Origin of the sequence: Streptomyces sp. NBC_00683 (genome assembly GCF_036226745.1) — a bacterium.
Classification (GTDB): Bacteria; Actinomycetota; Actinomycetes; order Streptomycetales; family Streptomycetaceae; genus Streptomyces.
This window is the reverse complement of sequence record NZ_CP109013.1, coordinates 56,783-82,160: the sequence shown is the minus strand read 5'-3', so window position 1 is coordinate 82,160 and position 25,378 is coordinate 56,783. Positions and strand designations below refer to the sequence as shown.

General features: G+C 69.0%; 26 protein-coding genes and 3 pseudogenes. 13 read left to right on the top strand and 16 right to left on the bottom strand.

The features are described 5' to 3' along the window. The first annotated feature begins 51 nt into the window (after positions 1-51). From OG257_RS00425 to OG257_RS00415, 3 genes are read left to right on the top strand one after another with little or no spacing between them, the layout of a single operon-like run. Positions 52-429, top strand: coding sequence for a substrate-binding domain-containing protein (locus tag OG257_RS00425; protein ID WP_443054211.1), 378 nt, complete (start codon positions 52-54; stop codon positions 427-429). Positions 430-442: 13 nt separating this feature from the next. Next, positions 443-940: a hypothetical protein gene (locus tag OG257_RS00420; protein ID WP_329203939.1), complete on the top strand. Its 498-nt coding sequence runs from the start codon at positions 443-445 to the stop codon at positions 938-940. Continuing rightward, entirely contained in the window at positions 937-1,446 is a 510-nt protein-coding gene (locus OG257_RS00415) for a DinB family protein (protein ID WP_329203937.1), read from the top strand. Before OG257_RS00420 ends, OG257_RS00415 begins: the two co-directional genes overlap by 4 nt. Before the next feature lie 347 nt (positions 1,447-1,793). On the opposite strand, the gene OG257_RS00410 is transcribed toward OG257_RS00415, so the two are convergent. Continuing rightward, positions 1,794-2,795 carry a helix-turn-helix domain-containing protein gene (locus OG257_RS00410; protein ID WP_329203935.1) on the bottom strand — a complete coding sequence of 334 codons (1,002 nt, stop codon included), beginning with the start codon at positions 2,793-2,795 and terminating at the stop codon, positions 1,794-1,796. Between the two features lie 163 nt (positions 2,796-2,958). Between OG257_RS00410 and OG257_RS00405 the strand changes: the two genes are divergently transcribed. From OG257_RS00405 to OG257_RS00395, 3 genes are all read left to right on the top strand, one after another. Then, entirely contained in the window at positions 2,959-3,414 is a 456-nt protein-coding gene (locus OG257_RS00405) for a peptidoglycan-binding domain-containing protein (RefSeq protein ID WP_329203933.1), read from the top strand. 181 nt (positions 3,415-3,595) lie between these two features. Next, positions 3,596-4,036 carry a hypothetical protein gene (locus OG257_RS00400; protein WP_329203931.1) on the top strand — a complete coding sequence of 147 codons (441 nt, stop codon included), beginning with the start codon at positions 3,596-3,598 and terminating at the stop codon, positions 4,034-4,036. A 538-nt stretch (positions 4,037-4,574) separates the two neighbouring features. After that, entirely contained in the window at positions 4,575-5,183 is a 609-nt protein-coding gene (locus OG257_RS00395) for a hypothetical protein (protein WP_329203929.1), read from the top strand. Positions 5,184-5,756: 573 nt separating this feature from the next. Here OG257_RS00395 and OG257_RS00390 read toward each other — a convergent pair. The 8 genes from OG257_RS00390 to OG257_RS00355 all read right to left on the bottom strand — a co-directional run bounded on the left by OG257_RS00390 (position 5,757) and on the right by OG257_RS00355 (position 13,112). Beyond that, positions 5,757-6,278: a hypothetical protein gene (locus OG257_RS00390; RefSeq protein WP_329203927.1), complete on the bottom strand. Its 522-nt coding sequence runs from the start codon at positions 6,276-6,278 to the stop codon at positions 5,757-5,759. A gap of 394 nt (positions 6,279-6,672) precedes the next feature. Continuing rightward, entirely contained in the window at positions 6,673-6,927 is a 255-nt protein-coding gene (locus OG257_RS00385) for a GNAT family N-acetyltransferase (RefSeq protein ID WP_329214840.1), read from the bottom strand. A 153-nt stretch (positions 6,928-7,080) separates the two neighbouring features. Beyond that, on the bottom strand, positions 7,081-7,755 hold the full coding sequence (locus OG257_RS00380) for a DUF4232 domain-containing protein (protein ID WP_329203925.1): 675 nt from the start codon (positions 7,753-7,755) through the stop codon (positions 7,081-7,083). Between the two features lie 683 nt (positions 7,756-8,438). After that, a complete protein-coding gene (locus OG257_RS00375; protein WP_329203923.1) occupies positions 8,439-9,092 on the bottom strand; it encodes a tetratricopeptide repeat protein in 654 nt (217 codons plus the stop codon). 629 nt (positions 9,093-9,721) lie between these two features. Beyond that, complete coding sequence (locus tag OG257_RS00370) at positions 9,722-11,407, bottom strand: HEAT repeat domain-containing protein (protein ID WP_329203921.1); 1,686 nt, start codon at positions 11,405-11,407, stop codon at positions 9,722-9,724. 21 nt (positions 11,408-11,428) lie between these two features. After that, positions 11,429-11,872: a TY-Chap domain-containing protein gene (locus OG257_RS00365; protein WP_329203919.1), complete on the bottom strand. Its 444-nt coding sequence runs from the start codon at positions 11,870-11,872 to the stop codon at positions 11,429-11,431. Continuing rightward, a complete protein-coding gene (locus tag OG257_RS00360) occupies positions 11,869-12,234 on the bottom strand; it encodes a DUF6301 family protein (RefSeq protein ID WP_329203917.1) in 366 nt (121 codons plus the stop codon). Before OG257_RS00360 ends, OG257_RS00365 begins: the two co-directional genes overlap by 4 nt. 374 nt (positions 12,235-12,608) lie before the next feature. Then, positions 12,609-13,112: a metallophosphoesterase family protein gene (locus tag OG257_RS00355; protein WP_329203916.1), complete on the bottom strand. Its 504-nt coding sequence runs from the start codon at positions 13,110-13,112 to the stop codon at positions 12,609-12,611. A 452-nt stretch (positions 13,113-13,564) separates the two neighbouring features. Between OG257_RS00355 and OG257_RS00350 the strand changes: the two genes are divergently transcribed. From OG257_RS00350 to OG257_RS00340, 3 genes are all read left to right on the top strand, one after another. After that, positions 13,565-14,026 carry a hypothetical protein gene (locus OG257_RS00350; RefSeq protein WP_329203914.1) on the top strand — a complete coding sequence of 154 codons (462 nt, stop codon included), beginning with the start codon at positions 13,565-13,567 and terminating at the stop codon, positions 14,024-14,026. Between the two features lie 146 nt (positions 14,027-14,172). Continuing rightward, positions 14,173-14,673 carry a hypothetical protein gene (locus tag OG257_RS00345; protein WP_329203912.1) on the top strand — a complete coding sequence of 167 codons (501 nt, stop codon included), beginning with the start codon at positions 14,173-14,175 and terminating at the stop codon, positions 14,671-14,673. Between the two features lie 59 nt (positions 14,674-14,732). Next, on the top strand, positions 14,733-15,485 hold the full coding sequence (locus OG257_RS00340; RefSeq protein ID WP_329203910.1) for an SDR family NAD(P)-dependent oxidoreductase: 753 nt from the start codon (positions 14,733-14,735) through the stop codon (positions 15,483-15,485). A 1,126-nt stretch (positions 15,486-16,611) separates the two neighbouring features. On the opposite strand, the pseudogene OG257_RS00335 reads toward OG257_RS00340, so the two are convergent. Continuing rightward, positions 16,612-17,291, bottom strand: a pseudogene (locus OG257_RS00335) (pyridoxamine 5'-phosphate oxidase family protein). A 445-nt stretch (positions 17,292-17,736) separates the two neighbouring features. On the opposite strand from OG257_RS00335, the gene OG257_RS00330 reads away from it, so the two are divergent. Beyond that, the gene (locus OG257_RS00330) at positions 17,737-19,446 is read left to right on the top strand and encodes a RecQ family ATP-dependent DNA helicase (RefSeq protein ID WP_329203909.1); all 1,710 of its coding nucleotides are present in this window, start codon (positions 17,737-17,739) and stop codon (positions 19,444-19,446) included. Positions 19,447-19,583: 137 nt separating this feature from the next. Here OG257_RS00330 and OG257_RS00325 read toward each other — a convergent pair whose 3' ends face one another. From OG257_RS00325 to OG257_RS00315, 3 genes are read right to left on the bottom strand one after another with little or no spacing between them, the layout of a single operon-like run. Beyond that, a complete protein-coding gene (locus OG257_RS00325) occupies positions 19,584-20,216 on the bottom strand; it encodes an acetate kinase (RefSeq protein ID WP_329203907.1) in 633 nt (210 codons plus the stop codon). Between the two features lie 7 nt (positions 20,217-20,223). Then, the gene (locus OG257_RS00320; RefSeq protein WP_329203905.1) at positions 20,224-20,628 is read right to left on the bottom strand and encodes an FhaA domain-containing protein; all 405 of its coding nucleotides are present in this window, start codon (positions 20,626-20,628) and stop codon (positions 20,224-20,226) included. Between the two features lie 24 nt (positions 20,629-20,652). Beyond that, entirely contained in the window at positions 20,653-20,799 is a 147-nt protein-coding gene (locus OG257_RS00315) for a hypothetical protein (RefSeq protein ID WP_329203903.1), read from the bottom strand. A gap of 564 nt (positions 20,800-21,363) precedes the next feature. Between OG257_RS00315 and OG257_RS00310 the strand changes: the two genes are divergently transcribed. Next, positions 21,364-21,786, top strand: a complete 423-nt coding sequence (locus OG257_RS00310; RefSeq protein ID WP_329203901.1) for a DUF6223 family protein — start codon at positions 21,364-21,366, stop codon at positions 21,784-21,786. A 92-nt stretch (positions 21,787-21,878) separates the two neighbouring features. Here the strand turns inward: OG257_RS00310 and OG257_RS00305 are convergent, their stop codons facing one another. Further along, positions 21,879-23,120 carry an MFS transporter gene (locus OG257_RS00305; RefSeq protein WP_329214838.1) on the bottom strand — a complete coding sequence of 414 codons (1,242 nt, stop codon included), beginning with the start codon at positions 23,118-23,120 and terminating at the stop codon, positions 21,879-21,881. Between the two features lie 219 nt (positions 23,121-23,339). On the opposite strand from OG257_RS00305, the pseudogene OG257_RS37175 reads away from it, so the two are divergent. Together OG257_RS37175 and OG257_RS00295 are read left to right on the top strand one after the other, a co-directional pair. Further along, a pseudogene (locus OG257_RS37175) lies at positions 23,340-23,498 on the top strand (IS5 family transposase); the annotation flags it as partial. 320 nt (positions 23,499-23,818) lie between these two features. Further along, positions 23,819-24,214 (top strand): annotated as a pseudogene (locus tag OG257_RS00295) (GNAT family N-acetyltransferase); the annotation flags it as partial. 51 nt (positions 24,215-24,265) lie between these two features. On the opposite strand, the gene OG257_RS00290 reads toward OG257_RS00295, so the two are convergent. Then, positions 24,266-24,661 (bottom strand): ArsR/SmtB family transcription factor, encoded by a 396-nt coding sequence (locus OG257_RS00290; protein WP_443054209.1) that lies wholly within the window; start codon positions 24,659-24,661, stop codon positions 24,266-24,268. A gap of 11 nt (positions 24,662-24,672) precedes the next feature. Then, on the bottom strand, positions 24,673-25,002 hold the full coding sequence (locus OG257_RS00285) for an ArsR/SmtB family transcription factor (protein ID WP_229902042.1): 330 nt from the start codon (positions 25,000-25,002) through the stop codon (positions 24,673-24,675). Between the last annotated feature and the right edge of the window lie 376 nt (positions 25,003-25,378).

Sequence of the window (25,378 nt, the reverse complement as noted above, 5' to 3'; positions counted from 1 at the left end):
TTGACCGGGAAGGTTTGCCGGTGTGGCGGGGCAGTCCCTCTCGGAGGCGAGATGGCGGCGGCCGTGGTCGGCGAGAGTGGCTTTTGTGGCTTGTCCGGGGGATATCACGTCCGGTGCGCTTCTGGCGCTGTGGGAGGCGGTCGGCGGGGGCCGGACGACGTGGCGCTGATCGGCTTCGAGGACTCGGCGATCGCGCGGCACACCAACCCGCCGCTGACCAGCCTGCGGCAGCCGACGGAGGAGGTGGGCCGCACGATGGCGCGGGTACTGCTGGAGAAGCCGGCCGCCCACCCGACGGCATGTGGTGCTGGCGACGGAACAGGTTCGGTGCGAGTCCGCGTAGGGCGGGGCTCGTACGTGCTCGGCCAGGCGTTGTCATACGCCCGGTGTAGCGTCCAGGCCGGAAGTCAGTTCATGCTCTGCGGTTGACGGAGGCGCGCGCATGACGAGTACCACAGGCGAGCCCGTGGTGGTGGTGTCCCGGCGCATCGGGGCCCCTGCGGGGGACATTTTCCGGATCCTGGCCGACCCCGGACGGCATTCGGACCTCGACGGCTCGGGGATGCTGCGCGGTGGCGCCTCCGGCGCCGTGGTTTCGGGCATCGGGGACGTCTTCGTGATGCGGATGCACTACGAGCGTTACGGCGACTACGAGATGAACAACCACGTCGTCGAGTACGAGCCGGACCGCTGCATCGGCTGGGAGCCGAGGCCCGGTCGCGGGCACCCGGACGCCACCGCGCCCGGGGCCGCGTGGGGCCACCGGTGGATCTTCGACCTGCTCCCGGCCGGGACCGGGGCGACGGTCGTGACCGAGATCTTCGACGGTTCGCGCATGCCGGAGGACAAACGCGCGGAAGTGGACAGCGGGCGCGCGTGGTGGCAGACGCAAATGGCGAGCACCTTGGAACGCCTCGCCGAACTGTGTGCCGCCTGGTGAACGCCGAACTCGGAGCCCTCAAGGGCTCCCTGGACCGCCAGCGCGCGCACGTCCTCGGGATCCTCGAAGGGCTCTCGGACGAGGATTTGCGGCGGCCGGTGCTGCCCAGCGGCTGGAACTGCCTGGCATTGGTGCGCCACCTCACCCTGGATGTCGAACGCTTCTGGTTCCCTGGGGTGATTGCGGGTGAGCCGGATGTGGCCGGACAGCTCACGGCGGGCGCGGAGGCGCACTGGTACGTACCCAAGGGTATGAACGCCGACGAAGTCTTCGCCGACTACCGGGTGGCCATCGCGCGCGCGGACGCCGTGCTCGCCGTCGCCGCGCCCGAACAGGAGCCCGCCGCCTGGCCCGTGGAGATCTGGCCGACCTGGCGGCTGCCTGACGTGCGGCACGTCCTGATCCACGTGCTCGCCGAAGTCGCTTGCCACAGCGGCCACTTGGATGCGGCGCGCGAACTGATCGACGGCACTACCTGGCTCGGTGGCAACCCCTACGCCGGCTAGTTCTGTGACCGGATCAGAGGCCTCAGAGGGCGGTTCGTGAGTCTTTGATTGTTCCTGTCATCGCCTGATGGTGTACATGCGGGCGGAACCCGCGGGTCCGTAGCAGATGGTCTGTTGGGGTGGCGGGGTGAGCGAACGCAAGGCCTACCCGGGGGACTTGCCGAACGAGTAAGGGTCGTTGTCCGAGCCGGTGATCACGGTGTGGAAGGACCGACACCGCTCGGTCAGCAACGGCTCCCTCCGCTCCGATGTCCCGGGGCATGGGTGGCCCGTCTGGGTGGCCAGCGGCGGCACTTCCTGCCGTGGCCGACCGGATCCGCGGCTGGGAACGCTCCGCCGTACGTCTGTTACCTCGCTCGGGCGGGGGGATTGGCCTGGACGAGCGCGGCACCGAGCGGGGTGAGGGTGTGCAGCACCGTGTTGGCCGCCCGCCGACTGTTGATCAGTCCGGCGTCGCGCAGCGCGGAGGTGTGCTGTGTCGCCGCCGAAGCGGAGATTCCCACAGCTCGGGCGAGTTCACCCGTGGTCGCCCCTGCTGCGGCGGCACGGAGGATCGCGGCGCGGCTGCGTCCGACGACTCCGGCCAGCGCCGAGACTGCGGTCGGCTCCAAGGGCTGTTCACAGCTTGGCACCCCGTCAAGAACCGAATAGACGACGACCGGCGGCAACGCGGGGTCGGCGATGGGAACGGGCAAGCCCCAGCAGAAATACGAGGGCACGAGCAGCAGCCCGCGGCCTGCCAGGTGCAGATCCCGGTCGCCGCCGTACGCGTCCACGTGCAGCACCGGCGGCTCCCAGCGCATGGCCGGGCGCAGGCTGCGGAGAAGTCCGTCGATGCCGCCGGTGAGCAGGGCACGGACCCGCAGACACCGGTCGGCTTCCAGGCTTGCCTGGACGCGATCGAAATGGGGCGCGATGACGGCGTTGTAATAGGCCTGCATCACCTGCACCAGCTCTGCACGGGTTTCGGTCTCAGTGAGGCGTGGCGTCCACGCGGGAGCGCCACTCGCCTGACCCAGTGCTTGCACTTCCTGGAGGACTTGGGGGGCAGGCGTCGACATGATCGCATCCGCGCCGGCATCCCACCCGCCGCACCCCGCAACAGGAGTGAGGAAATCAGGGAAATACGCCGCCCGCGGAAAGAGCGGCACCAGAATGCCGCGCAGGGCCTTGTCCAGTCCCTGCTCGCGGAGGCGGCTCCGGGCGGTGCGGTGCCATTCGGCATAGGCCCAGCGGCCACGGCGGGTCTGGAAGCGATGCAGGCTGGAGGCAATCTCCCAGAAGGGATCCGCCGCGGCTGCAACACGCGTACGCGCAAGATCGACATCGGTGAAATGGATGCGGAGCATGCGGTTCCCCCCGTTTGACGTGCGTCTTTCACGTATGGCTACACATGATCGCTGCCGCCGATCGCAGCTGACAAGATTGTGCCGCACCGCGAACACAATCCAGCCGCCGCAGTGTCAGCGGCCTATGAGGGCAGTCCTCCCAAATCCCAACAAGGAGTTCCCTGTGCGCAAGCCTGTGAATGCGCTGCTCGCGGCCCTCATGGTGGTGGGCGGTGGCGGTGTGATCACGCTCTCCTCGGCCACCTCGGCCGCGGCAGCCACCCCGACATGCAACACCGTCAAGTCCGTGGAGGGCTATAACAAGGGGCTCATCCGAGTGCCGGCGTACTCGGCGACCGGATCCACCACATGTGCGCTCACGCAAGGCAACTCAGGCGCGGCAGTGCTGGAACTTCAGAAAGCCCTGAACAAGTGCTTTTACAACGCCTACGGATCCAACCAAAGTTATTGGCCACTCGCAGAAGACGGCGATTTCGGGCCCAACACCAAGAAGGCGCTGACCGAGGCACAGGACTACCACACCAACGTTCCTGCGGACATCGACGGCGTCTACGGCCCGATCACCCGCGACATGCTGCTGTGGCGGTCGGCAACGTACAACAACTGCTGGTTTTTCTAGGGCCAATTCTACGGGCCAGCCTCTCTCGTGGTGATCGCGTTGCCGAGGACGTGGTGATTGACGAACGAGCAGTGCGACAGAGGTAGTGCCCCCAGGACCCGCCCTCATGGCCTAGCCCGACATTCCGTGTCTGCCGTAGAGAACAGGCATGCTCGGCTCCCCCGACCACCGGAGGTCACCAGTGACGCAAAGCACGACACGAAAGCGCCCGAGATCCATACGATTTCTCCTGATCCTGGCGCTGGCGGTAGCCGGGCTTGGGATTAACGCTCCAAGTGCGGTAGCTGCCGAATGCGACCCGGTCCTGGGCGTGATCTGCGGCAAGGTGTACAACTACTCCGGCACCACCCTTGTAGCCGCAGCCTTGGACGCGAACGGCGGCGGTTCATGCGCGCCCTATGGGCGCTGCAGAACGTGCGATGTTCCGCCAGGATCGAACTCGGTGTCGGCCTGCGGCTGGCTCTTCAAAGATGCCGATGTCATGACCTTCCAGTACGACTCGTACTATTACGCAGGCGACGGGCGGCGGCACTCGGCGAACGACTACATCAAGTTCGACTCCGCCACAACAATCGACTGCTACGGCACAGCACCGAACAATCTTCATTGCGAACAGCGATAGCCCCATCCGGTTCCCCTCCAGCGCCGCCTACCTCCGTGGTGGGCGGCGCTGGAGCGTGCCTCAGCACCCCACGGCACGAGACGTCTGGAGGTTGTGGCCGCCGACGAGCCAGAATGAACCTGTGTCGCGGGGCCGACATGGAGCAGATGCACGACGGCCTCCGCTCCGACTTCGCTCGCTTTCGCTGACCGGCTTGCTGAGATGGTCACCAAGGAGTCCTAAGCTGCCGACCGCCGGACGGACGAGGTGCGCCTGCGGTCGTTGCAGAGCGCTGTCGCGGAGGTGAACCGCAAGCGCGACCGGGAGCAGGTCGAGTTCCCTACGAACCGCCGCCTGGCGGTGCCTGCGCTCATCGCGCCGATCGTCGTCGCCTTGTCGTCGACCGGCTCAGGAAACCTGTTCAATCAACAACGCTCAAGATCGGTACGAGCAGCTTCTGAGATCGCCGGACTGGGAACCGACCCGGGCTCTCACCCCGGGTTCCTGTACCGGTGCGGTCGTACGGTCCCCACACTCAGACCGTGGACAAGGGGATCGCTTGAACGCCGGTACCGCGCCATCGGACACAGCCGTGTCCGGTGCTCGCCTCGCCCCGGCCGGCAAGGACTTGGATGCAGTTCGGGTGACGCGGTTCGTGGGCCTGCAGGTCACCGAGCTTCTCGGCAGCGCCGTCGGTCCCGTCATCATGGATCCCTCGGCCCGCAGCATGTACTTCCTCGTATCGCCCGGCACCACCGGGGCCTGGTCCGACCTGCCCCAGTGCACGACGCTGGGGGAGACCGATCACGTGGTCATGCCGCCCCAGGGCAAGCAGACACCGCCGGGACTGGACTGGCTCATTCCCGCGCAGCAGCCGCTCACCAGCACCCCCGCCCTGCGCGAGGCCCTGGAGACCGTCCTGGGCCCGCGCCTCGCGGCGGCACCAGACCCACGGCTGAACCATCTCCATCTGACCTTCGATCAGATCCGGGGTTGGAACTGCGCCCTGTGCGGTGCACGCCTGCACGCGATCGGTCTCTCGGCACCCACCAGACCAGCACGGTCTCCTGACCGAACCCACCGAACTTTGGGCGTGTGCACCCGCCTGCCCGTGACCACAACTGCGAGTTTGCCCGGGCTTGGGGCCTCAGTGCTTGGACGGTGGTGAATACCGGATGATCGGCATCCCCGACTGTGTGCCCGGGAAGGCCGCATGTTCCAGGGCCCACTCCCAATCCGCCCTGTGTCTACCTGCACGAGCCGCGTCGACCGCGCTGGCCGCCTGATTCATGGAGTCCACATCCGCAGGTTCCAGGAGAGGGAAGATCGCGGTCAAGGGAACGTCGTCGAGGCACCTCGCATCATGGGGTGATCATCCCTGTCTCCGGATCGCACTACGAGCGCGCCCGAGACCTTTCGCAGAGAAGGCCCACGGCTTGGCGCCCGAGCATCTGAGCATGTTCATCCGTACCTGGTTGGGCATTTCGACGAGTACTCCGGCAGGCGGAGTCCTGCGAACGGTGAAACGCGGGTGTTGGCGAGTGGTCTGCCTGGGTGCTGTCGCATCGGGCGCAGCGTTCATCATCGCGGAGGAAGACGGCCTGGCGCACGGCGTCTGTGGGGCCGGTGCGGTGTCGAGTAGCCACGGTGGGGGGACTCCGTCCTGCTCGCGCGCGGGGCCGCCGGTGACCGCCGCGGGAGAGCGGCGGAGCGAGGAGGTGAACATGCATGCGGGCGGCGCCTACCGTCCCGGGGGCAACGGCATGCGCTGCTTGGTGTGTTCATCCACGGCGATGATGAGCGCGGTCTGAGCGGCGACGGAGCGTTCATGGTCGCCGCCGTCCAGGGCAGCCAGGACGTCGGCGGCGGCCTCGCGCACCCGGTGGGGTACTTCCTCCTCGGCGGCGATCTTGTAGGCGTCGCGGCGGCGCGCAGCGCGTTCCTCAGGGGTGACGCCATGGGGCCCGGTGCGGGGGAAGACCGCGGCCTCGTAGTTGGAGACGATCAGCAGGACGTACTGGGCAATGCCTTCGGCGTAGCCGCGCGCCATCACTGCTGTCCGGGCACGCTCGTAGGCGGCCGTGGCGCGCCGCCGTACGAAGAACGAGCCGAGGGCAGTTCCGGCCCCGATGCTGAGCCCCAGGATGAGGGCGGCGAGCGTGCCGTCGAGGATGAGACCCACCAGCGCGCCCGCCGCGGTGGCCAGGCAGGTTATGCCGCTGGTGACCAACAGGAGGGCGCGGGCGGGCGTCACGGGGCTCATGCGGTGCAGTCTGCCAGGGCTGGGAGCTCAGCCGGAGACCTCCTCTTCAGCGGGTGGGCGACGTAGGGCCAGCATGCGCCTGCGGTCGTCCGGGGCGTGGAGAAGCCCCCGGCCGCGCTGGTGCGCACCAGCCGGGGGCTTCGTCGTCGCCCGGGCCCTCGGGGGATGGCGCCGGGAGACGGCCAGAGAAGGACACACTGACGTCCTCGCACCGTACGGTGCCTGCCAGCGGTACGGACAGACGCCGCTCCGCCTCACTGAGGACCACGTCGGGCCAGCGCCCGCCGACCGCTGGACTCCGGCGGCTGCTCGCCCTGGCTGACGCGATACTCACCGACCAATACCCGGGTGCTCCCGGACCGGACAGGTGAGGCCGTGGTCGGGCCAGGCGGGTTCAGAGAGAGGCTTTTCCATTCGTGGTCGAGGATCGAGTGGGTGACAGAGTCCCGATACTGTCCGGACTGGTGGATGTACTCGCGGATGGGCCCTTTTCGCTGAAGCCTGCACGGGCCATGGTTAGTGCAGAGGCCTGATTGAGCGGGGCCCGTGCTCCCCACACCCGGTGCAGTGAGAGGTCCTGGAATGCGCAGCTGAGCAGGAGGCGGAAGGTCTCGGTGCCGTAGCCGAGGCCCCATGCGTCAGGGCGCAGGGCGAAGCCGAACGTGGCTGCCTGGGGCTGGTCGGGATCCAGGGCCTTTCTTGCGGCGGCCGAGGAAGCCCGCGCCGCTGCTCTGCTCGGCGACGACGCCTTGGCGTGCGGCCAGGCGCGCCGTCCGGCAGAGGGAGCAGGTCGAGCCGGAGCTCAGTAGGTCAGCGCGTCCTCGGCGGTACCGAAGAAGCTGGTGACCTGGCTGTCGTTGACCGTGACGGGGCCATCGTTGACCGGAACGGTCACCGGGCTCTCGGAAGCGGCGAGTGCCACCTCCACCTTGTCGGCGCTCTTGCCCCCCGCGGTGTCGGCGCGCGAGAACATGATCCCGGCGTACGCGCTCTCGCCGGGCTTCAGAATCCAGTCCTTGCCGGCGGGTCCCATGTGCCCGGCGGCCCCGTCGAGCCCCGGAATCGTGATTACCAGCTCGTTCGGCGACAGCAGACAGGAGTCGCTGCCCTTGTTGCTGGCGGTCAGCAAGGCGTGGTTGACCGGCCTGGACGCGACGGTGACGTTGTAGGTGAGGTCGGTCGTCTCGCACATGCCGACACCTCCGTCCTGATCGTCGTCGGCCCCGGGCTTCGGCGATGACGGCGGGGTGCTGGGGCTGTCGGATGACTTCCCGCTGCCGCTGTCACCGTCAGCAGGTTCGGCTGACGAGGGCATGTCGGTGCCCTCGTCCGTACCCGTAGCGGAAGGGCTCGCGTGCGTGCCTGGGGTGGCCACGTCGTTGTCAACGTCACCGTTGCATGCGGTCAGGGCCAGGATGCCGATCGACAGAGCGGTGAGTGCGGCGGTGGTACGGCGTGAACGAGCGGTGTGAGCCATGAGAAGTCCCCCGGGATTCGAATTGTCCCGGTGATCGTGCCTCATGGGAGCGGTGCTGCCGATTGATCGCACCGAGCGGGAGCGGACTTCGAACAGGTTCGTGACATTGTGACGGCGGACGTGGCGAGGGAGTACCCAACGTCGAGCGGTGGCCGTACACGCGGCCGGCCCGGTTCGGCGAGGCCCTGAGCAGGGTGAGGTCGGCGTTCGCGGCGGCGCGGTCGAGACATGGGCGACAACTGCGCCCACCTGTGCACGGTGGATGAGAAGCGGAAACCCCGGGGTGGCGGCCCTCCTCGTACTCAACGACTGCGTACAACCGTCGGTGCGCTGCATTGAGCAACTACATGAACCTCGGCCAACGAGTTGAGATCTCCACCGGCACGGCAGGCGCCCATCCAGCTCGGACTACCTGAGCCGCCCCTCAACCGATGCCAACACAGTGGCACTCACAGAGAGTCGTATGATCATCCTGTGATTTACCCGCTCTTGGGACCTCTCAGATGGAGACACCTCGCTGCCACACTGGCCCTCGTCCTGCTGACGGCCGGCGGCTGGTACGCCATGCAGCCGATCTACCCAGACTGCTTCTACATGGGAAACATCTCCTATAGCCAAGCCATAGATGCCGGATACTGTGAACCCTCCCAGATGCGATGGGAAACCTGGAGGGAATAACCCACTCAGGATCTCCCAAATAAGACACCCCGGGTGGGCCGCAGCGCCTGAAAAGCGCATTCCTGAGAACGGGGGAGTTCCTGACTTGCAAGGTAGCGCGCCCCCATCGCAAGGGACCTGCAGGCACGGTGATTCAGCCCCGATGCCGGACAGGTGCCGCGCGCGCGGCTGAGCATTTCCGCGAGCCGACGGGCGCCCGCGTCGTTGCCGGCCCTGGCCGACTTGCGGTACCAGGACTTCGCCGCCTCCCGGTCGCCCTGTTCCAGCGACCGGGCGGCCAGGGTGTTCATCGCGGCGGTGGAACCCCCGTCCGCCGCCCGCCGGGCCCACCGTGCAGACTCGTCGACGTCACCCCGGCGGTACAGCAAGTCCCCAAGGGCGTAAGCCGCGTCGGCGACACCCGCCTCGGCGGCCCGGCGGAACCAGCTCTCGGCCTCGGGCTCGGCGCCCTGCTTCTGACTCAGTTCGCCGAGGACGGCCATCGCGTGCGGGTTTCCTCCCTCTGCCGAACGCCGGTACCAGCGGTCGGACTCGGTGTGCTCGCCGCGCAGCCTCGGGAGATACCCGACCATCTCCATCGCGCGCACGTGCCCACCACCGGCGGCCTCACGCAGCAGCGCCTCGGCCTCGGCGTGCCGCCCCCACTCATGGAGCAGCACCCCGAGCGTGGCGGTCGCAAATCGGGGTGCCTCATCTCGGCCGCCAGACGCAGCCACCGTTCACCGCCCGCCTGGTCGTCGTGCGTACCGAGGTAAAGGCCGTACCGGAACATCGCCTCGGCGTCCCCCGCCTCGGCGGCTTCACGAAGCCGACCGCTTCCGTCGCCGACCCGCTCGTCCGTCGAACCCTCCTGCATGAGCGTCCCCCTCCGGATTCCCGGCACTCGACTGTTCGCCACCGGTTCACGGAGACGGCACGAACATGCCGCGCGTGGATGGTTACCTGACTGCCCAACAATTGCCGTTCGGTAAGCGACAGTCGAACTCGTTTCGCTCCTGCGAGGTGAAGATGGGGTCGCGAGCCGACATCGTGATCGTGTTCGTGGTGCTGGGCTGTGCGCTGCTCGTCAGTGGTGCGCCGATCGTGCGTACCGCGCGACGGCGGCGGAGGCTCGCACGGTTCTGGTCCCTGTGGAGGGGCGGACGCGGCCGGTCGCACTGTCCTCACCATCCTCCGGAGCCCCCCGAGCATCGTGATCCTTCCGCCCCACCCGTATCAATGCATCCCTCCGCGTCCACGATGAAGCGGTTCCTGGGCGATTCGGAGGGGGACTTCCTCAGCCATCTCGCTATGTCGCCGGACTGGCGTCGTCCCCGGTGAGGGTGTGGTACTCGAAGGGGCTGATGCAGGCGAGGTCGCTGTCGCGCCGGCCGTTCGCAGGGCTGAGTCGTTCGCGTAACCGTTCGCGGTGGGCGGCTGCGACGGCACCCCCGTCCAACTTGAGCAGGGCGTGCGCGGCGACCATCAACGTCTCGTCATCATCGAGGAGTTCGACCAGTCTTGGGATGACATGGGCACCGTCCTGGTGCCACTGGCGCACGATCGAGAAGTACGGATGCCATCGGTTCGCCGTCGTCTTGATGTGGGCCAATAGCGGGTCGAGGAGGACGTCGGTGTGTGCGGCGAAGGGGGCGAGTGCCTCGGTGAAGCTGAGGTCGCTGACGTTCCAACTGCGGTCGATCGAACCGGCGTGGCCGGAGGTGAAATCCCCGTGCGCGGTGAGCAGTTCGATCAGGAACGGCACGCAGCGGTCGTCACCCATCCGGCTCAGCGCCCAGAGGGCGTGCTCCCGTGTGAGCTCGTCGGGTTCGTCGGCCGGGGTGAGATGCGTGGCGACGAGGTCGGCCCAAGGGCGCGCGGTGGCCCCGTACATGGCCAGAACCCGCAGAGCGAACAGCCGGTTCTCCAGATGTGTATCGTTCACGAGCCCGGCCACAGCCGGCAGGAGCGCGGGTACGGCGGAGCGCCAGCGGGACATCAGCCCGGCGGCGATCCTGAGGCCACCCGCGCGCTCTGTGGTGCCGACGTGGCCCAGCAGTGTGTGCGCGAGGGCGAGCCGTCCGGGCAGGTCGGCCCCGAGCCGCCGGTCGGCTTCGGTGATGACGTCCACCTGCGGGCTCAAGTACTCCCTGGGCGGCTTGGGCGTTGCGGTCGAGAGGGCGAGCAGTGCGTCGGTGGTCACGGGAGCGTAGAGGGGATCGGGGTGGTCGGGCAGGGCGCGGCACAGGGCCTCTACGGCTTGGAGCCGGACGTCGTGGCGGATTTCCTCGTCCCACGCGATCCACGCGTCGATGTCCTGGTCCATGTCGGGTTCCTCCTCCTTCCCCCCGACGGTCATGCGGTGCCGCAGCCATGCGAGTGCTTCTTCGCGTTGCTGGGTGGCGTGGCGGGCGAGTTCGCCGACGCCCAGCACGAGGCGCCCCGCCAGCCAGAGTTCCGGCTCGTTGTCGAAGAGCGTCCGGAAGCGAGTGATCAGGGAGTTCGCGTGGGCGGCGGACTGTGCGAGTGCGTCGACCGCGCCGGCCCGGATGATGTCGTTGCCGTCGTCGAGCAGGGGCAGCAGCCCCTCGGCGGCTCGCTCCCAGGCGGCAGACCACGCCGCGTCGACGGTGGGCCGCCACTTGCCTTCGAGGACCGGGTCGACCTTCGCGGTCGGGGCGGTGTTGCCCGTGCCGGCGAGGTCGGCGATCGTCTCCAGGATCTCGAAGCGCACCATCACGTCCGGATCCCGGGCCGCCTCGACGAGGAACGGCAGCATCTCGGCGGCCGCCGCCCTCACCGAACTGCCGTCGCCGTTGGCCGTGAAGCGCAGATTCGTACAGGTACCTTCGGCCGTGATGCGGTCGGTCGCCCAGAGCCCTGCCAACACCTCGGGGCCGTACCGCTCACCGGTGTACGGATCAGCCACCTTCGACCAGTCGACCTGTGCGGCAAGCCGCGCCAGCCGCTGTGCTCGCGCGTCCTGTGCGGACATGCCGCTGCTCGCCACCCTTCGTCAGCTCTTCGGACTGAGGCCCAGCAAGGGCAGGACCAGGGAGCGATTGCCCCTGCGCCCGTCCCACGCTTCGTACACCAGGGCCTCCGGGCCGGTGATCCGCAGACCGTCGCGCAGGCCGGTCACCGTCATCCCCGCCAGATTGCGGTAGGCGTCCGAAGCAGACGGCCAGGGCAGCTCGGTCCACCAGTTGTGGCCGTAGACGGTGTCCTGGGGCGGTTGCCAGCCCGCCTCTACGATCAGCCGGCAGCCCGCCTCTCCCGCACGCAGCGCCGGGTCGAGACCGTGATCACCGACCAGTTCGGCCTCCACCCCTTCGCCACTCTGCAGGAACTGCGCGTACCGGCCTGTCCCCCCGCCCTCGCGGATGATCAGCACCGATCCGGCGCCCAGCAAGGTCAGCTGCTCGGCGAGCGCTTCCCCGAACCCGTCCCACCCCGTCACAGCAGCCCCTCCTCGTCCATCCGCAGAAGCTCCTCGTCGAGGGACAGCCGCTTGTTGGTCACCAGCTCCAGGTACACCGAGTCTCCCGCGTGCTCGAGGACCAGGGTGGTGTCGGAACCGGCCCAGTGAAGCGCAGCATCCGTGCCCGGCCTGCGGTCTGTCGGCGCGCCCAGCGACGTGTGCAGCGCGGCGGCCATCCTCGCGAACGCGTCCAGGGGCGGGGCCCATTCAGCCGCGTAGTCGGTCAGACGCAGACGCACGCGCTCGACCATCTCCTCGTCCTGCACTTGCCTGCGGCGGGACGTGGCACGGGCGGCCCTCTCGAACCCGGTAATGAGCAGGTCCCAACGAGGCCGGATCATCAGCGCCTGACGGGTGAACTGTGTGGACCGTCTGGAGCTCGGTGTAGCCCCCAGCTCCCACGTGCAGTCCAACGACCGCAACCGTGCCGCAAGTTCGACAACCTCGGCATCACTCAACGCACGCCATTGCGTCATACGTCCTAAGAGGCGCGGCGCCCTGGCCCGCCCCTGTCCTCCTCACCTTCCGTCCGAGCCGCTCCCCGAAGTCCCGGTCGCACAAGTCCCCGACCGGCGCGAGGCAAGCAGTGTCCAGCTTAGAGGTCCTAACAAAGGCGTTGGACGTGTCGGTGGGTGATGAGGCACGTGGTGAGTCCGCGGATGGCTTCGTGGATGTCGTCGCGGCCGGTACCCGGCTTGAGCCCTCCTGCCGGCGGTCAGCGCCTGGGCGGGAGCCGGTGCAGCGTCACATCGTGAAGGTGCCCGTCGGCGACCCGCAGGGTCATGAACGTGCAGAAGGGTTGCCGCCTGCGGTCCGTGGGTGAGCCGGGGTTGAGCAGGCGAAGGCCTTCGTCCGCGGTGGTGTCCCAGGGGATGTGGCTGTGACCGAACACCAGGACGTCCGTGTCGGGGAACAGCTTGGCGCACCGACGCTCCCGTCCGGCGGCCGCGCCGGTCTCGTGCACGACGGCGAAGCGGACACCGGACAGCTCCGCACGGGCGACCTCGGGCAGTCTTCGGCGCAGGGCGGGCCCGTCGTTGTTTCCGTACACGGCGATGAGGCGGCGGGATCTCGACTCGAGCAGGTCGAGCGTGGCCTCGTCCACCCAGTCTCCCGCGTGGATCACCACGTCGGCGTCATCGAGTGCCGTCAACAGCGCATGGGGGAGGGCCTTGGCGCGCAGGGGGAGGTGCGTGTCGGAGGTCAGCAGCAACCGCATGGGATCACGCTAGTTCGGGTCGAGCCGTGAGCACGACACGGCGCGGGGAACTACAGGAGCGTCGTGGAGGGTGATGGACCAGGACCCGCCGAATGGCTGCCGCCTCGCGTCGTCATCTTTGATGATGATGCGGATCGTCGAATGCCTGGATTCCGGCTCTGCAGGCGTACCAACTGCTGCTGGTGCTACCAGCAGCGGGAACTGGTGGAAGGATTGCCGGGGCGAGGCACCACGCGGTCGGGTTGCGGCACCAGCCGAACGCACGCGGCCGAACGCCGGTCAGAGGGACTGGATAGGGTCACCCAGTACCGCCGTTCCCACTTCCCCGTAGTCATCGAGCTGACCGTGCGCCGGTTCGAGTGCCTGAGTAGCCGGCGCCCGCCGGTGACGCTTGCAGAGAACGGCGAAAAGGTTCCCGGTGGAGGTATTTCGACTTGGCTGAGGCGGAACGTATGACCGAAAGTAGCTCCTATGCGAGCCATCCGGAATATCTTCCGAACTTCATAAACAACCCCCACGGCGATGACGGCCGTCAGGTTGTGAAATTGAATCACGCCGAGAATCGGCAACTGGCGGCAGCGAGCCTGAGCAGGTTCCCGGCTGGCGCCGGCGACGTAATCGACTTCGAATCCATTTCGTACGAAGACCGCCTCTGGTGGGACGACGAGGAGCATTGGGCGAGGACGGTGGCGGAACTTCTTTCCCCGTACGTGCAGCGAGGGGAGCGGGTCGCCATCATCTGGGGAAATTATGTGATGCCAGCTGTGACCATGCCTGCGGATGTCGCCGTGCGACATGCGCAGGACATCCTGGACGCCGGGCCGCACTTCTGGATCTACCCGCTTGGCGATTCAGTGCTCATCGAATGCCTAATGGATGGACAGGTGACGGTCGCGAAGATTCCATCAGACTGAGTACAGAACTCGCGAGAACGCCCCGCCGATCCTCGGCGGGGCGTGCACGAGCACACCGAGCCGACTCGAGAGCAGGCGCAGGAGGCACAGCGCCAGCTGGAACTCCGTGGACCGGGAACCGGAAGGCGGGAGCGTCACCTTGGCGTGTGTGCCCTCGCCGTACAAGTCACTCGGCTCCGGCCTGCCATCCGGGTTCGGCGTCGACGGAGCGGCCTTCGGCGTCCACGCACCGCATCGACCACGCCGACGAGCACGGTGACACCGAGGACCTGCCCCGCCTCACCGTGGTGTTCGAGTCCGCCAGCCACACCCTGCGGCAGCTGGCCGGCCACTGGGAGAAGATCCGCCAGGCAGACGAGACGAAGACGTTCCCGGCGGTCGACGCGTACGAGGAGCTGCTCTTCGCCGGGCGCGAAGCCCGCATCCACCTCCTCGTCGGCGCCCAGAGCTACAGCGCCGCGCTGGGACGTGAGCAGTTCTCCGCCGTGCTCCTGGGGCGGGTCGACACCCGCACCTGGAGCCACGCGGCCCCGCAGGTCGCCACTGTCCCGAAGGCCAGCACCCTCCCGGGCCCTTCCACGCCGGGCGAGTACCGCGGTGATCCCGGGGCGGTGTTCCCGGTTGACAGTGGCCGGTCCGCTCCCTAGCGTTCGGTCCACTACCTGATTGATATTCACATACACGGACGACATTAAAGGTGGACATCATGGCAGAGCAGCAGCGTCGCGTCGTGGTCTCCGGCGGCGGCACCGGCATCGGCAAAGCGACTGCGGCCGCCTTCGCCGCCGGCGGGGACCGGGTCATCCTCCTCGGCCGGCGCGAGGACGTCTTGCGCGCCGCTGCCGATGAGATCACCGGTGACCATGGCAAGGGCAGTGCCGACTTCCACGCCGCGGACCTCACCCAGCCCGAAGAGGTCCGCCGAGCCGCCGCGTTCATCACCGCGGACGGCCCGGTGGACGTCGTTGTCACCAACGCCGGGGGCAACGTCGTCTCCGGCGGTGACGGCACCCTGGAGGGCGTCGCCGACGGCTATCTGCGCAACTTCGCCGCCAACGTACTGACCGCGGTGCTGCTCACCGAAGCGCTGCTGCCGCACGTCGTACGCCCCGGCGGCCGGATCGTCCACCTGTCGTCGATCGCAGCCCTGCGCGGCCCCGGCTCGTACGGCGGCTCCAAAGCGGCCCTTCACGCGTACACCTTCGAACTCGCCCAGCGGCTCGGCGCCGAGGGCATCACCGTGAACGCGGTGGCCCCGGGCTTCGTCGGCGACACCGAGTTCTTCGGGGACCGCGCTACACCGGACTTCGTCGCGGCCCGGGTCGCGCAATCCCTCACCGGCACGCCGGGGCAGCCCAGCGAGATCGCGGCCGCGATCCAGTACCTGGCGTCACCCGCCGCCGGGTACACCACCGGTCAGATCCTGCACGTCAACGGCGGGGCGATGCTGGGCCGTTAGTGCTCGCCAGCCGGGCCGCAGACCGGCCGGACCGCCACGCTCCGCGCTGGTGAGCAGGCGGTGGAGTGCAGCGGCGATCCGCTCACCGGCCCTCCCGGTCGCCGACGTAGTGCTGGGCTTCGTTCAGCCACACCACAGTCCGAGGAGCGACACGGTGCAGGTCATCAAGAGCGGCCTCGGCGCGAGTCGGGTCGAAGGGATGCCACAAACTCCACCCCATGCCCGCGAGCGGCTGCACAGCTTCCCAGCACGCCCGTGTCTTCCCCGTCGACGAACCGCCGACCGGGACCGCCATCCGGCTGCGGCCGGCCGCGACGTCCCGGACCGCTCGGCCAGCACCAGGTCATGCCCGCGCGCTACGTAACTCGGCAACCCCGATGCCCCCGAGGCATCACTGCCGGGAACAACACCGGCCGGCCCGGCCGGATGAACTTCCAAGGTGTGCGGCTCCCACTCCCCGATCGGACGGCCCGGCACCGACCGCTCCCCGCCTCGAGCCGCGACCCGCTGCAACGCCAGCAACTCCCCGACAGGCAGCTTCAAAGCGCGGGCCAGCGCCGCGACGGTCTGCTCCGAGGGCACTGGGCCGGGAGCCTGAAACCCTGACACGGTGGTGCGCCCCAGCTCCGACCAGGCGGGGGAGTTCCGTCTTGTTGATCCTGTTACGGGCCGGCCCAGCGCTCAACTTCGCGCGCAGGTCGGCGAGGGCCGGGTTGTCGCCGTTGTCGATCCGCTCTTCCTGCACCTGCTTCGCCCCCCGCAATGCTGTGTTCGCCGGTGTTCGTCTTCCTCCGGCGAACCCCGGCGAACACCGACTTCGCGACCTTCGATCACGACACCCCATCAACCTGGAGCTTGCCGTGACCGTTGCCGTCGTCATTCTCACCGCCGCACTGGTAATCGTGATCGCGCTGCTGGCCGCCGCCGGTGCAGCAAAATGCACGCCTGAACGGCGCCACCTACCCAGCCGCCATCACCCGAGCCGCCACCGCCTTCGCAGCGGCCATCACCCTCGCTGCCGCGGTGGCAGGAGCCTCGCTGCCCTCCTCACCTAGGCTTCTCGTTTGGATCATGCCGGGCCCGTGTCCCGGGGCGAGAGCGGCTGCGACCGCGTCCGGGCGGCGGCTCAACCCGCCCGGGTTCCGCTGCGGGCGGCGATGTGCCGGGGCGGTTCGATGTCGTCAGGGAGCAGGGGGTCGGCTTCCGGGGCGCCCCAGGTGGAGACCAGGGGCAGGACGCCCGCCCAGATCCCGAGGGCGGCGTCGGGTCCGTCGCCGTCCTCCGGGGCGCCCGTGCGTATCTTGACCGACGCCTCTCGAAGCGAAATGGCCAGCAGGGAGGTCGCCGCCAGCTCCCTGAGGTTCGGCCGCCGTGCGTGGTCCCACTGTCCCGGTGCGGCCTGCTCGGTCAGGCAGCGCAGCCCCTCCAGCTTCTCCTGCGCATCCGTGAGCAGGCGTGGGACGCCGTAGATCATCGCGCTGCGGTAGTTGACGCCGTGCTCGAACACCGACCGCGCAAGGACGAGGCCGTCCACGTGCGTCACGGTGACGCATACCGTCGCCCCCGGCGAGGCGGTCAGGCTCCGGCTGGCCACGGAGCCGTGGAAGTAGAGGTTCTCCCCGTCGCTTCCGTAGACGGTGGGGACGACCAGGGGGTCCCTTCGATGACCACACCGAAGTGGCACAGGAAGCCTGCGTCCAGGATCGCGTCGAGTTCGCCGCGGTCCAGGCTGCCCTGTTCCCGTAGCCGGCGGTGACGGGTGCGGTCTGTTTCCGGCAGCGTGGCGGGCAGTTGGCTGTGGTTCACGTCAGCTCTTTCGCGAGGGCGTTGTCCGTTGCTGGACTTCATGACGAACCGGACGGCTGTCGCGGCCGGCACAGGCGCGCGCTCCACCGAGGTCGATGCGCCCTCAAGCTACCGATATCGGTAGCTGGGTGCCAGCCATCAACGAAATCAGTTATACGGAACCTGAAGGATTGCGAAAACAGTTGCAAGGAGCGGAGTGGTCGGGAGGTGAGGGTGCCGCGATCCCGGTCCGCGACGGCGCTGCGACATGCGCTGAGCGACGTGCGCATCCCGTCGGCGCGGCGTACCGCTCGCGCGCACAGTCCGGGGCGGGCGAGCTGTCGCGCGGGCGGCCGACGGGATCGGCCGCATTCGGTGCCGTGAGGTGGCGGACGCGGGGTAGTCGGAGGTCACCCGGACGGCGCTTTTGCCGCCCGGCCCGATCCCACAGCCCCCGAGGAGCACCATGTTCACCTTCAGCGCGTTGTCCCGGCGACTGCAGCGCAGTGCGCGCAAGGTGTTCGGATGGGAGCGGCTGCGCCCGGAGCAGTTGCGGGCGATGAAGTCGGTCATGGAACAGCGCGACACTCTCGTGGTGATGCCGACCGGCGCAGGGAAGTCCGCCGTCTACCAGGTGCCCGGGGTACTTCTGTCCGGCCCCACCGTCGTCGTCTCCCCTCTGATCGCCCTGCAACGGGACCAGGTGAGCGGCCTGTTGAGACGGGCCGGTGCGGACGCCGCGGCCGTGAACTCCACCCAGAGCCGCGGCGAGAACGACGCGGTGTGGGACCGGATCAGCGAAGGAGACGTCGACTTCGTCTTCCTCGCCCCGGAGCAGCTGGCCAAGGACGAGGTGGTCGAGCAGCTCGCGGCGGCACGGCCCGCGCTGTTCGTCGTGGACGAGGCACAGTGCGTGTCGACCTGGGGGCACGACTTCCGGCCCGAGTACCTGCGGCTGGGCCAGGTGATCGACCGGATCGGCCGCCCGCCGGTGCTCGCCCTCACGGCGAGCGCCGCCGCCCCGGTGCGGGCGGACATCGTCCAGCGGCTCGGCATGCGCGACGTGCGGGAGGTGGTCACCGGCTTCGACCGGCCCAACATCCACCTGGAGGTCATCCCCTTCCGGAGCGCCGCCGACAAGCGCCGGGCGGTGGTCGAACGCGCCGCCGCCGAACCCAAGCCCGGGCTGGTCTACGCGGCGACCCGCAAGGAGTCCGAGGAGTACGCCCGCGAGCTGGGCGACCTGGGGCTGGGCGTGGCGGCGTACCACGCCGGCCTGCCCGCCAAGGAACGCGGCGCGGTGCACGACCGTTTTCTCGCGGGGGAGCTGGACGTGGTGGTGGCCACCTCCGCCTTCGGGATGGGCATCGACAAGCCGGACGTCCGGTTCGTGCTGCACGCCTCGGTGCCCGGCTCCCTGGACGCCTACTACCAGGAGATAGGCCGCGCCGGACGGGACGGGAAGCCGGCCCGGGCGATCCTCGCCTACCGGTCGCAGGACCTCGGCATGCAGCGGTTCTTCGCCGCCGGACGCCCCGACCCGGACACCGTCTCCCAGGTAGCCGGCGCACTGGAGGAACACGTCGGCCCGGTCCGGCCGAGCGACCTGCGCAGCGAGACGGGCCTGACGGCCAGTCGGCTGACGGCCGTCGTCAATCTACTGGAACAGGTCGAAGCGGTACGCACCACCGAATCGGGAGACCTGGAGACCACCGGCGCCGCCGATCCGGCGGAGGCCGCCCGCAAGGCCGTCGAACTCGGCGACGCACACCAGCAGCTGGAGCGATCGCGGGTCGACATGATGCGGGGCTACGCGGAGAACACGGGCTGCCGGCGGCGGTTCCTGCTCGGCTACTTCGGGCAGGAACCGGAAGCCGGGGGGTCCTGCGGATCCTGCGACCGCTGCGACGCCGCCGCACTCTCCCCGGACGGCCCGAAGGCGGCCGCGAGGGTGCTGGCCGGCACCGGCGGACCGGTGGCCCCGCAGGAGGTGAGCCGCGCCGACGACGCCCCGCACCCCTTCCGGCTCGGCGCCCGGGTCCGGCACGGTCAGTGGGGGGACGGCTCGGTGATGAGCCAGGACGGCCGTCGGCTGACCGTGCTGTTCGAGACGGCCGGCTACCGCACGCTCTCCCTGGACGTGGTCGAACAGAACGGCTTGCTGACGTTGCGCTGAGGGCCCGCGGCCGGCGCGGACCACGGGCCGGGCCGCGGGCACTCGCCCTCTCGTCATGCCTGATCCCCAAGCTTCATCAAGGCGTCGGACATCCCTCGCAAGCGTCAGGGGGCACGTGGCGGCGGCGTCGGCCCACCTCAGCGGTGAGCCACGAGAGCCCGGGTCTCAACGTTGATCTGCTGAGCCTCACCAGTGGGAACGACCACGACGGGAACTCGCGCGCCGGGCTCACTGATGATTTCGGGACGTTCGGCGACCAGCGGTCGCAGTCCGCCCGTGAGGCCGAACAGAGACAGTCCGGCGCACACCTCCTCACGCACCTCAGGCTGGTCCTCGCCGATCTCGCCGGTGAAAACGAGAGCGTCCAGACGGCTCAAGGATGCGGCCATCCCGGCGATGCCGCGACGGCACTGATGGGTGAACACGTCAAGAGCGAGTGCGGCACGCTCGTCGCCTGCCGCCCGGCTGCGGACCAGGTCGCGCGTATCGTCCGAAGTGCCGGAGAGGGCGAGCAGACCGGACCTGTGGTTCGGAGCATCCTCGATCTCGTCCGCGGACACATTCTTCCGCGTCAGCAGCCAGGTCAGGGCACCAGGGGCGACGCTGCCGCTGCGGCGACTCATCACCAGACCCTCCAAGGGCGTAAAGCCCATCGTCGTGTCGACGCTACGCCCGTCACGCACCGCGCAGGCGGAGCAGCCACCGCCAAGGTGCCACCGGCGCCGAGGAGGCGGCCGGCGCGCGTTACCGAACCGAAGTAGACCGCCCACCGCACTATCAGTCGTCCGGAAAGGCGTCCGCGCGTAAGTGGGGCATAGGGCTGCTGCTCACCCGGTAGGGGTCGCCCGACGGGCGATCGGCGGTGCTGACGCGCAGGGTGAGCGGCCCCACCCACTCGTAACCCATGCGCTCGCCATGGCGAGCCAGGTCATCGGTGAGAGCCTCTCCCACGTTGCCACTGCTCCGCCGCACCAACTCCTCGTGCACCCGGGCGTCCAGTTCCACGTCGTAGGCGTTCGGCGCGACTACTCTGCTCTCGCTGCACACGATGGCCCGGGAATCGCACTCACGTCGCAACGCTTCGAGCAGTTCGACGGGTTCATGGCGGCGAGCCCGGGAGACCAGAGCACCTTCCCAGCGCTCCAGGGCTCGTTCCCAGCGTGTCAGTCCTCCCTTGGCCATCGGCCTGCCCTCCCAGTCACCCCCTCACCGGCGCCCGCGCAGCCGACCTAGGAGGCCGCGGGCTTGGGAGCGCTTGCGCGGGTCGGCGGCGACTCGTCGGGCCGACATGGTGGCCCGTCGTCCCTGCGGGCTGCGGGTGAACTGCTTGATGCGCATGACCAATCCGGACATGATTCCCTCTCCTTCGCACTGTGTACCGTTCGCCTACCCGGTGCCACTGCGACGATGTCCGGGGGAGCGCCGAGAGATCGGGCGGCCGAAAGCACGGTCCGGATCGCAACCGGTCACAAACGCCACCGCCTGCACGTCGCGGCGATGCCGGACCCAGGCACACCCGGACGCCTGACCTGTGGTCTTGCGCCCGCCGGTCGAGCCGATGCTCGCCCAAGCCCGCGATTCCATCCCACCCCCGGCCTGGCGTCCGGGGCCAGCGTCGCCGAGGCGCTGAGCAGTCACCCGCACCACTCGCTCCATCCTGCCGGAACGGTCACGAGCTCTACCGGAGCCGCTCCGCAGCCTGAACAGGGGTGCCGTAGTAGCGCGCACCGTAGCCCGAGACCGTCGCGACCGAATCCCGCCTGCGGACGAGCGGGCGACTACCACGCGCGCAGTAGCCCGGCGGCACCTGCCGCGTCCGCGGTAGCGCAAAGTGTCTGCGCTTGCTGGACGACCTGCCATGGGCCCGGCCGCCATGCTCGAACCACATCCAGTCGTGGGAAGAGAAGAAGCACTCTGATGTCCGCTCGTCGCCTGTTCGCCGCCTGCGCGACCGCCCTGCTCGCCGGGCTCGGTCCTGCCACACCCGCGGCAGCGCGCGCCTCGGTTCAGCCCGTCGCTGCTAGCGTCACCGACTTCAGCCTCGGACGGCTCGGCGCCACCACCGGCGGGCTGCTGGGGCTGGTCGCCGTGGTCATCGCCGTGCTCGCGCTGACCCGACCCACCGGTCGTCTCGGCACCGCCAACGGGTCGCTCGGGGCCACGGCGGCTGTGGTCGCGGGGCTGTTGGCCATGGCCCTCGGCGCTCTGGTCGCGGCCACCGCTGACGCTGGTCTGGGCACCGGCAACGGGTCGCTCGGGGCCTACGTGGCCTTGCTGCTGGGGCTGACCGGCACTGCATTGGGCGGGCGGGCTTTGACACTTGCCCGCCGCATCCGCTGACCACGACGGATACGTGTTCTGCCGCGGTCACATCTTGCGGGCGGTCACCGCGTGACTGACCGATCAGTTAGCGGCCCCGGCCGGGGCCTGAGTCAGTCCGCGGTCTTCGTGAAGTCCAGGTCGGCATGGCGGACGGCGTGGGAGGCGGTGGAGACCGTGGCGCCGAGCATGCTGATGCAGCCGAAGAGGAGGAAGGTGGGGCCGGCGCCCCACCCTTCCACCAGGAGGCCGAAGAGCGGGAACATCACCGGGGTGATGCCGACCGCGCTGAGCGCTTGGACGGAGGCGACCCGGCCCTGGAAGGCGAGGGCGGTGTTGGCCTGCATCAGGGCCAGGGCCAGACCGCCGCAGAGGCCGGAGACCAGGCCGGAGACGAGCGCCACGGCGACCGCGAGGGCGAGGTTCGGCATGACGCCGATCAGGCCGATGCCGGCGGAGGCGACGAGCAGGGCGATGTTGTGCCAGTGACCGGCCCGGGGGAAGCGGCCGCGCACGATGAGCAGGAGCGAGGTCGTGCAGACGCCGGTGCTGAGGGCGGCGTTCACCCAGGCACCGCCGGAGGGGCCCCAGCCGCGTTCCTCGGCGAGCATGATGACGCCGATCGCCATCGGCGGGATGCAGCCGATCATGGAGAGCAGTCCGGAGAGGACGAGCGGGCCGACGACGGGCTCGTGGCGCAGGTAGACGATGCCTTCGACCAGGTCGCGGCGGGCGGTGGAGTCTGCGGCGGGCTGTTCCTCGAGCGGCAGCGGGGCGAGCCGGACCGCGACCAGGAGAAACAGCGAGAGGGCGAAGAGGACGCCGGTCACGGCGAACGCGGCGGCGGGGCCGCCGAGCCCCATCGAGAACCCGGCGAGCGGCGGACCGGCGATGTGGCCGGACCGCTGCACCAGATTGCGCAGGCTCTGCACCCGCATCAGCTGGTCGCGGCCGGTGAGCCGGGGCGGCATGGCTCCGACCGCCGGCATGAACAGGGCGTCCACGACGCCGAAGACGAGGGCGAGCGCGACGAGCAACCAGAGGCCGGGGGTGCTGAACGCTAGCGCTGCGGCGGCCGCGAGGATCACCACAGCGCGGACCGCGTCGGAGGAGATGACCACCCTGCGCGGGCCGAACCGGTCGGCGATCACACCGCCGCCGAGCATGAGGATCGCCCGGGGTATCGCGCCGACCGCCATCACCAGGCCGACCTGGGCCGGTCCGGCCACCTTCTGCGCGGCCCAGCCGAGCGCCACGAAGTAGGCGGCGTCGCCGACCACGGAGAAGGTGTAGGCGATCAGCCAGCGAAGGACGTTGCCGTCCCGGTGCACCGGGGTGGAGGGGGTGACGGCCACAGCGGGCGCGGGCGGGGCCGCGTCGTGGATGGGTTCATCTGCTCGCGAGATCACAAACGCGCATGATCTCGCACAATGTCGGCCCCGTACAACGGAATTACCTGCCGGATGTCATGACCCACCGGCGGCGGGCCGGGGCCGCCGCCGTCAGACGCTACCAGCGGAACCGGGTACTCCGGACGTCGCGGAGGAGGAGGCCGGGGATCCAGCTGCCGGTGGGGTCGTCCGGGGCGAGGCCCTGGAAGCGACAAGGCGTACTCCTCCCGCGCCAACCGCGCTTACCTGCGCAGGCGCGGCATCAAGGCCGTTATCCCGGAGAAGAAGGACCAGGCCGCCGTTGCCCCGCGCCGCCCAGGCGGCCGACGTCGGGCTCGCCCGCAACGGCGGATTCGAGGCCGGGCTGACCGGGCGGAATTGCACCGCCGTGCCCACTTCGTGTCTGTGTTTGCTCGTTGCCTGGCCGAATTCAGGTAACCGCTCATACGCAGGCGGTTACGTGATCGGATTCTGTTTGTGGACCCTTGGGGGACCTGATGGTGACGCCTCGACAGACACGACGTCGACGGGACATGGTGGCGCTGTGCAGTGCTGTGGGGCTTGCGCTGGCGCTGACCGGCTGTGGCAGCAGCGACGACACAAAGTCGCGCACGGCCCCGTCAGCGACTTCCTCGCCCCCTCCGTGTCGGCGTCCCCAGCTGATCCGGACGCGGCACGCCGACGAGGTCGTCGCGATATATCAGGCCGGCATTGATGAGGGCAACGCCACCTTCGAGACCGTCGCCCCGACCTGGGAGCAGTTTGACGCGGCCAGGTTGCTCGAGCACCGATTCGCCGCGCTCGACGAGGCCGACCGGGTGCTCGGGTGGGTGGCGGCCGCGAAGGTCTCCGACCGGTGCGCGTACGCCGGAGTCGTCGAGCACTCCGTGTACGTGCACCCTGACGCACGAGGACGTGGCGTCGCCTCGGTGCTGTTGAAGGCGCTCATTGACTCCACTGAGGCGGCGGGGATCTGGACCATTCAGTGTGGAGCGTCGCAGCACGCACATCGCCTGACGCAGTCGAGCACGGACGCACGGATGCGTGCAGGCAGACACGCCACGGCAGAAACGGCGCCGCCCCGGGTTCAGGGGTGGCGGCGCCGAACGTCAGGAGACCTGGGCCGCCAGGGAGATCTCTTCCTTGTCGGCCTTCTCGGTGTCGGCGAGGAACGCGCCCAGCGAGGCCAGGACGCCGGGCGCGGGGCGGTAGTACACCCAGGTGCCGCGCCGCTCGGAGGTGAGCAGGCCCGCTTCCCGGAGCTTCTTCAGGTGGTGGCTGACCGTGGGCTGGGAGACGCCCACGTCGGCTATGTCGCAGACGCATGCCTCACCGTTGGGGTGTGAGGCCACTCTGGACAGGAGGCGGAGCCGGACGGGGTCGGCCAGCGCCTTGAACATCGCCGCCATGATCTCGGCGTCCCCTTCGGAGAGCGCGGCGGTCACTATGGGTGGGCAGCAGGCAGTAGCGGTCGCACCGGATATGGGCGGGGTCGACTTGACCAAGGGGCCGGTCCTCACGCCGAGGCCGCGGGGCGGCCCATGACGGCGTCGGCAGCACTGGGGAAGCAAGCCACGCAGGCGACGTTGATGGAGTAGAGCATGGAGGTCCCCTGGCGCTCGCGCAGGACGAACCGCACGTCCGCGAGCAGCTTCAGGTGGTGGGACACCGTCGACTGTCCGACACCCATCCGGTCCACGATCTCTCCGACACTCATCGGCCCGGTCGCCAGCGCGAGGAGATTGAGGATCTGCACGCGGGTGGGATCGGAGAGGGCCTTGAACCAGGTTGCGTAGGACTCGGCCGTGCTTCGGTCGATCAGCTGGGCATTCATCGTACCGCTCATGATCCATCGATGTTATTCGATGACCACCCGCGACGGCAAGGTTCGTTCCGCGCAGAGGAGACCCGCGGAGGGCCCACGGAGGCCCGTCGGCGCCTCATGCGTGCCCGAAACCGCTGACACGAGCGACTGTGTAGACACCACATGGAAGGCGGTCGCATCGGTGCGACCTGGGAACAGGCTCCACTCTCTGGCTGCCGCCACCGAAAGTGCGAGACGGGCCCCTTCGGCGCAACGAGGGACATCGGATCCCCATTGCCGGGCCTCTCTTTAATCGTCTATCATCGATATTCGATAAAAGGGATGCTGATCGAGCCTCCCCGCGCGGCTCGCCACGTCCCCCGTACGTACCTTCACGGCGCCGCTCCCCTCATGTGTC

Bases quoted from the DNA above. Each gene is read 5' to 3' on its own strand.
- OG257_RS00355 (WP_329203916.1), bottom strand. From the start codon at position 13,112: ATGCGGTTGCTGCTGACCTCCGACACGCACCTCCCCCTGCGCGCCAAG.
- OG257_RS00285 (WP_229902042.1), bottom strand. From the start codon at position 25,002: ATGAGCGGTACGATGAATGCCCAGCTGATCGACCGAAGCACGGCCGAG.
- OG257_RS00410 (WP_329203935.1), bottom strand. From the start codon at position 2,795: ATGCTCCGCATCCATTTCACCGATGTCGATCTTGCGCGTACGCGTGTT.
- OG257_RS00340 (WP_329203910.1), top strand. From the start codon at position 14,733: ATGGCAGAGCAGCAGCGTCGCGTCGTGGTCTCCGGCGGCGGCACCGGC.
- OG257_RS00390 (WP_329203927.1), bottom strand. From the start codon at position 6,278: ATGAGCCCCGTGACGCCCGCCCGCGCCCTCCTGTTGGTCACCAGCGGC.
- OG257_RS00370 (WP_329203921.1), bottom strand. From the start codon at position 11,407: ATGTCCGCACAGGACGCGCGAGCACAGCGGCTGGCGCGGCTTGCCGCA.
- OG257_RS00380 (WP_329203925.1), bottom strand. From the start codon at position 7,755: ATGGCTCACACCGCTCGTTCACGCCGTACCACCGCCGCACTCACCGCT.
- OG257_RS00315 (WP_329203903.1), bottom strand. From the start codon at position 20,799: ATGTCCGGATTGGTCATGCGCATCAAGCAGTTCACCCGCAGCCCGCAG.
- OG257_RS00425 (WP_443054211.1), top strand. From the start codon at position 52: ATGGCGGCGGCCGTGGTCGGCGAGAGTGGCTTTTGTGGCTTGTCCGGG.
- OG257_RS00350 (WP_329203914.1), top strand. From the start codon at position 13,565: ATGACCGAAAGTAGCTCCTATGCGAGCCATCCGGAATATCTTCCGAAC.
- OG257_RS00360 (WP_329203917.1), bottom strand. From the start codon at position 12,234: ATGATCCGGCCTCGTTGGGACCTGCTCATTACCGGGTTCGAGAGGGCC.
- OG257_RS00420 (WP_329203939.1), top strand. From the start codon at position 443: ATGACGAGTACCACAGGCGAGCCCGTGGTGGTGGTGTCCCGGCGCATC.
- OG257_RS00310 (WP_329203901.1), top strand. From the start codon at position 21,364: ATGTCCGCTCGTCGCCTGTTCGCCGCCTGCGCGACCGCCCTGCTCGCC.
- OG257_RS00320 (WP_329203905.1), bottom strand. From the start codon at position 20,628: ATGGCCAAGGGAGGACTGACACGCTGGGAACGAGCCCTGGAGCGCTGG.
- OG257_RS00330 (WP_329203909.1), top strand. From the start codon at position 17,737: ATGTTCACCTTCAGCGCGTTGTCCCGGCGACTGCAGCGCAGTGCGCGC.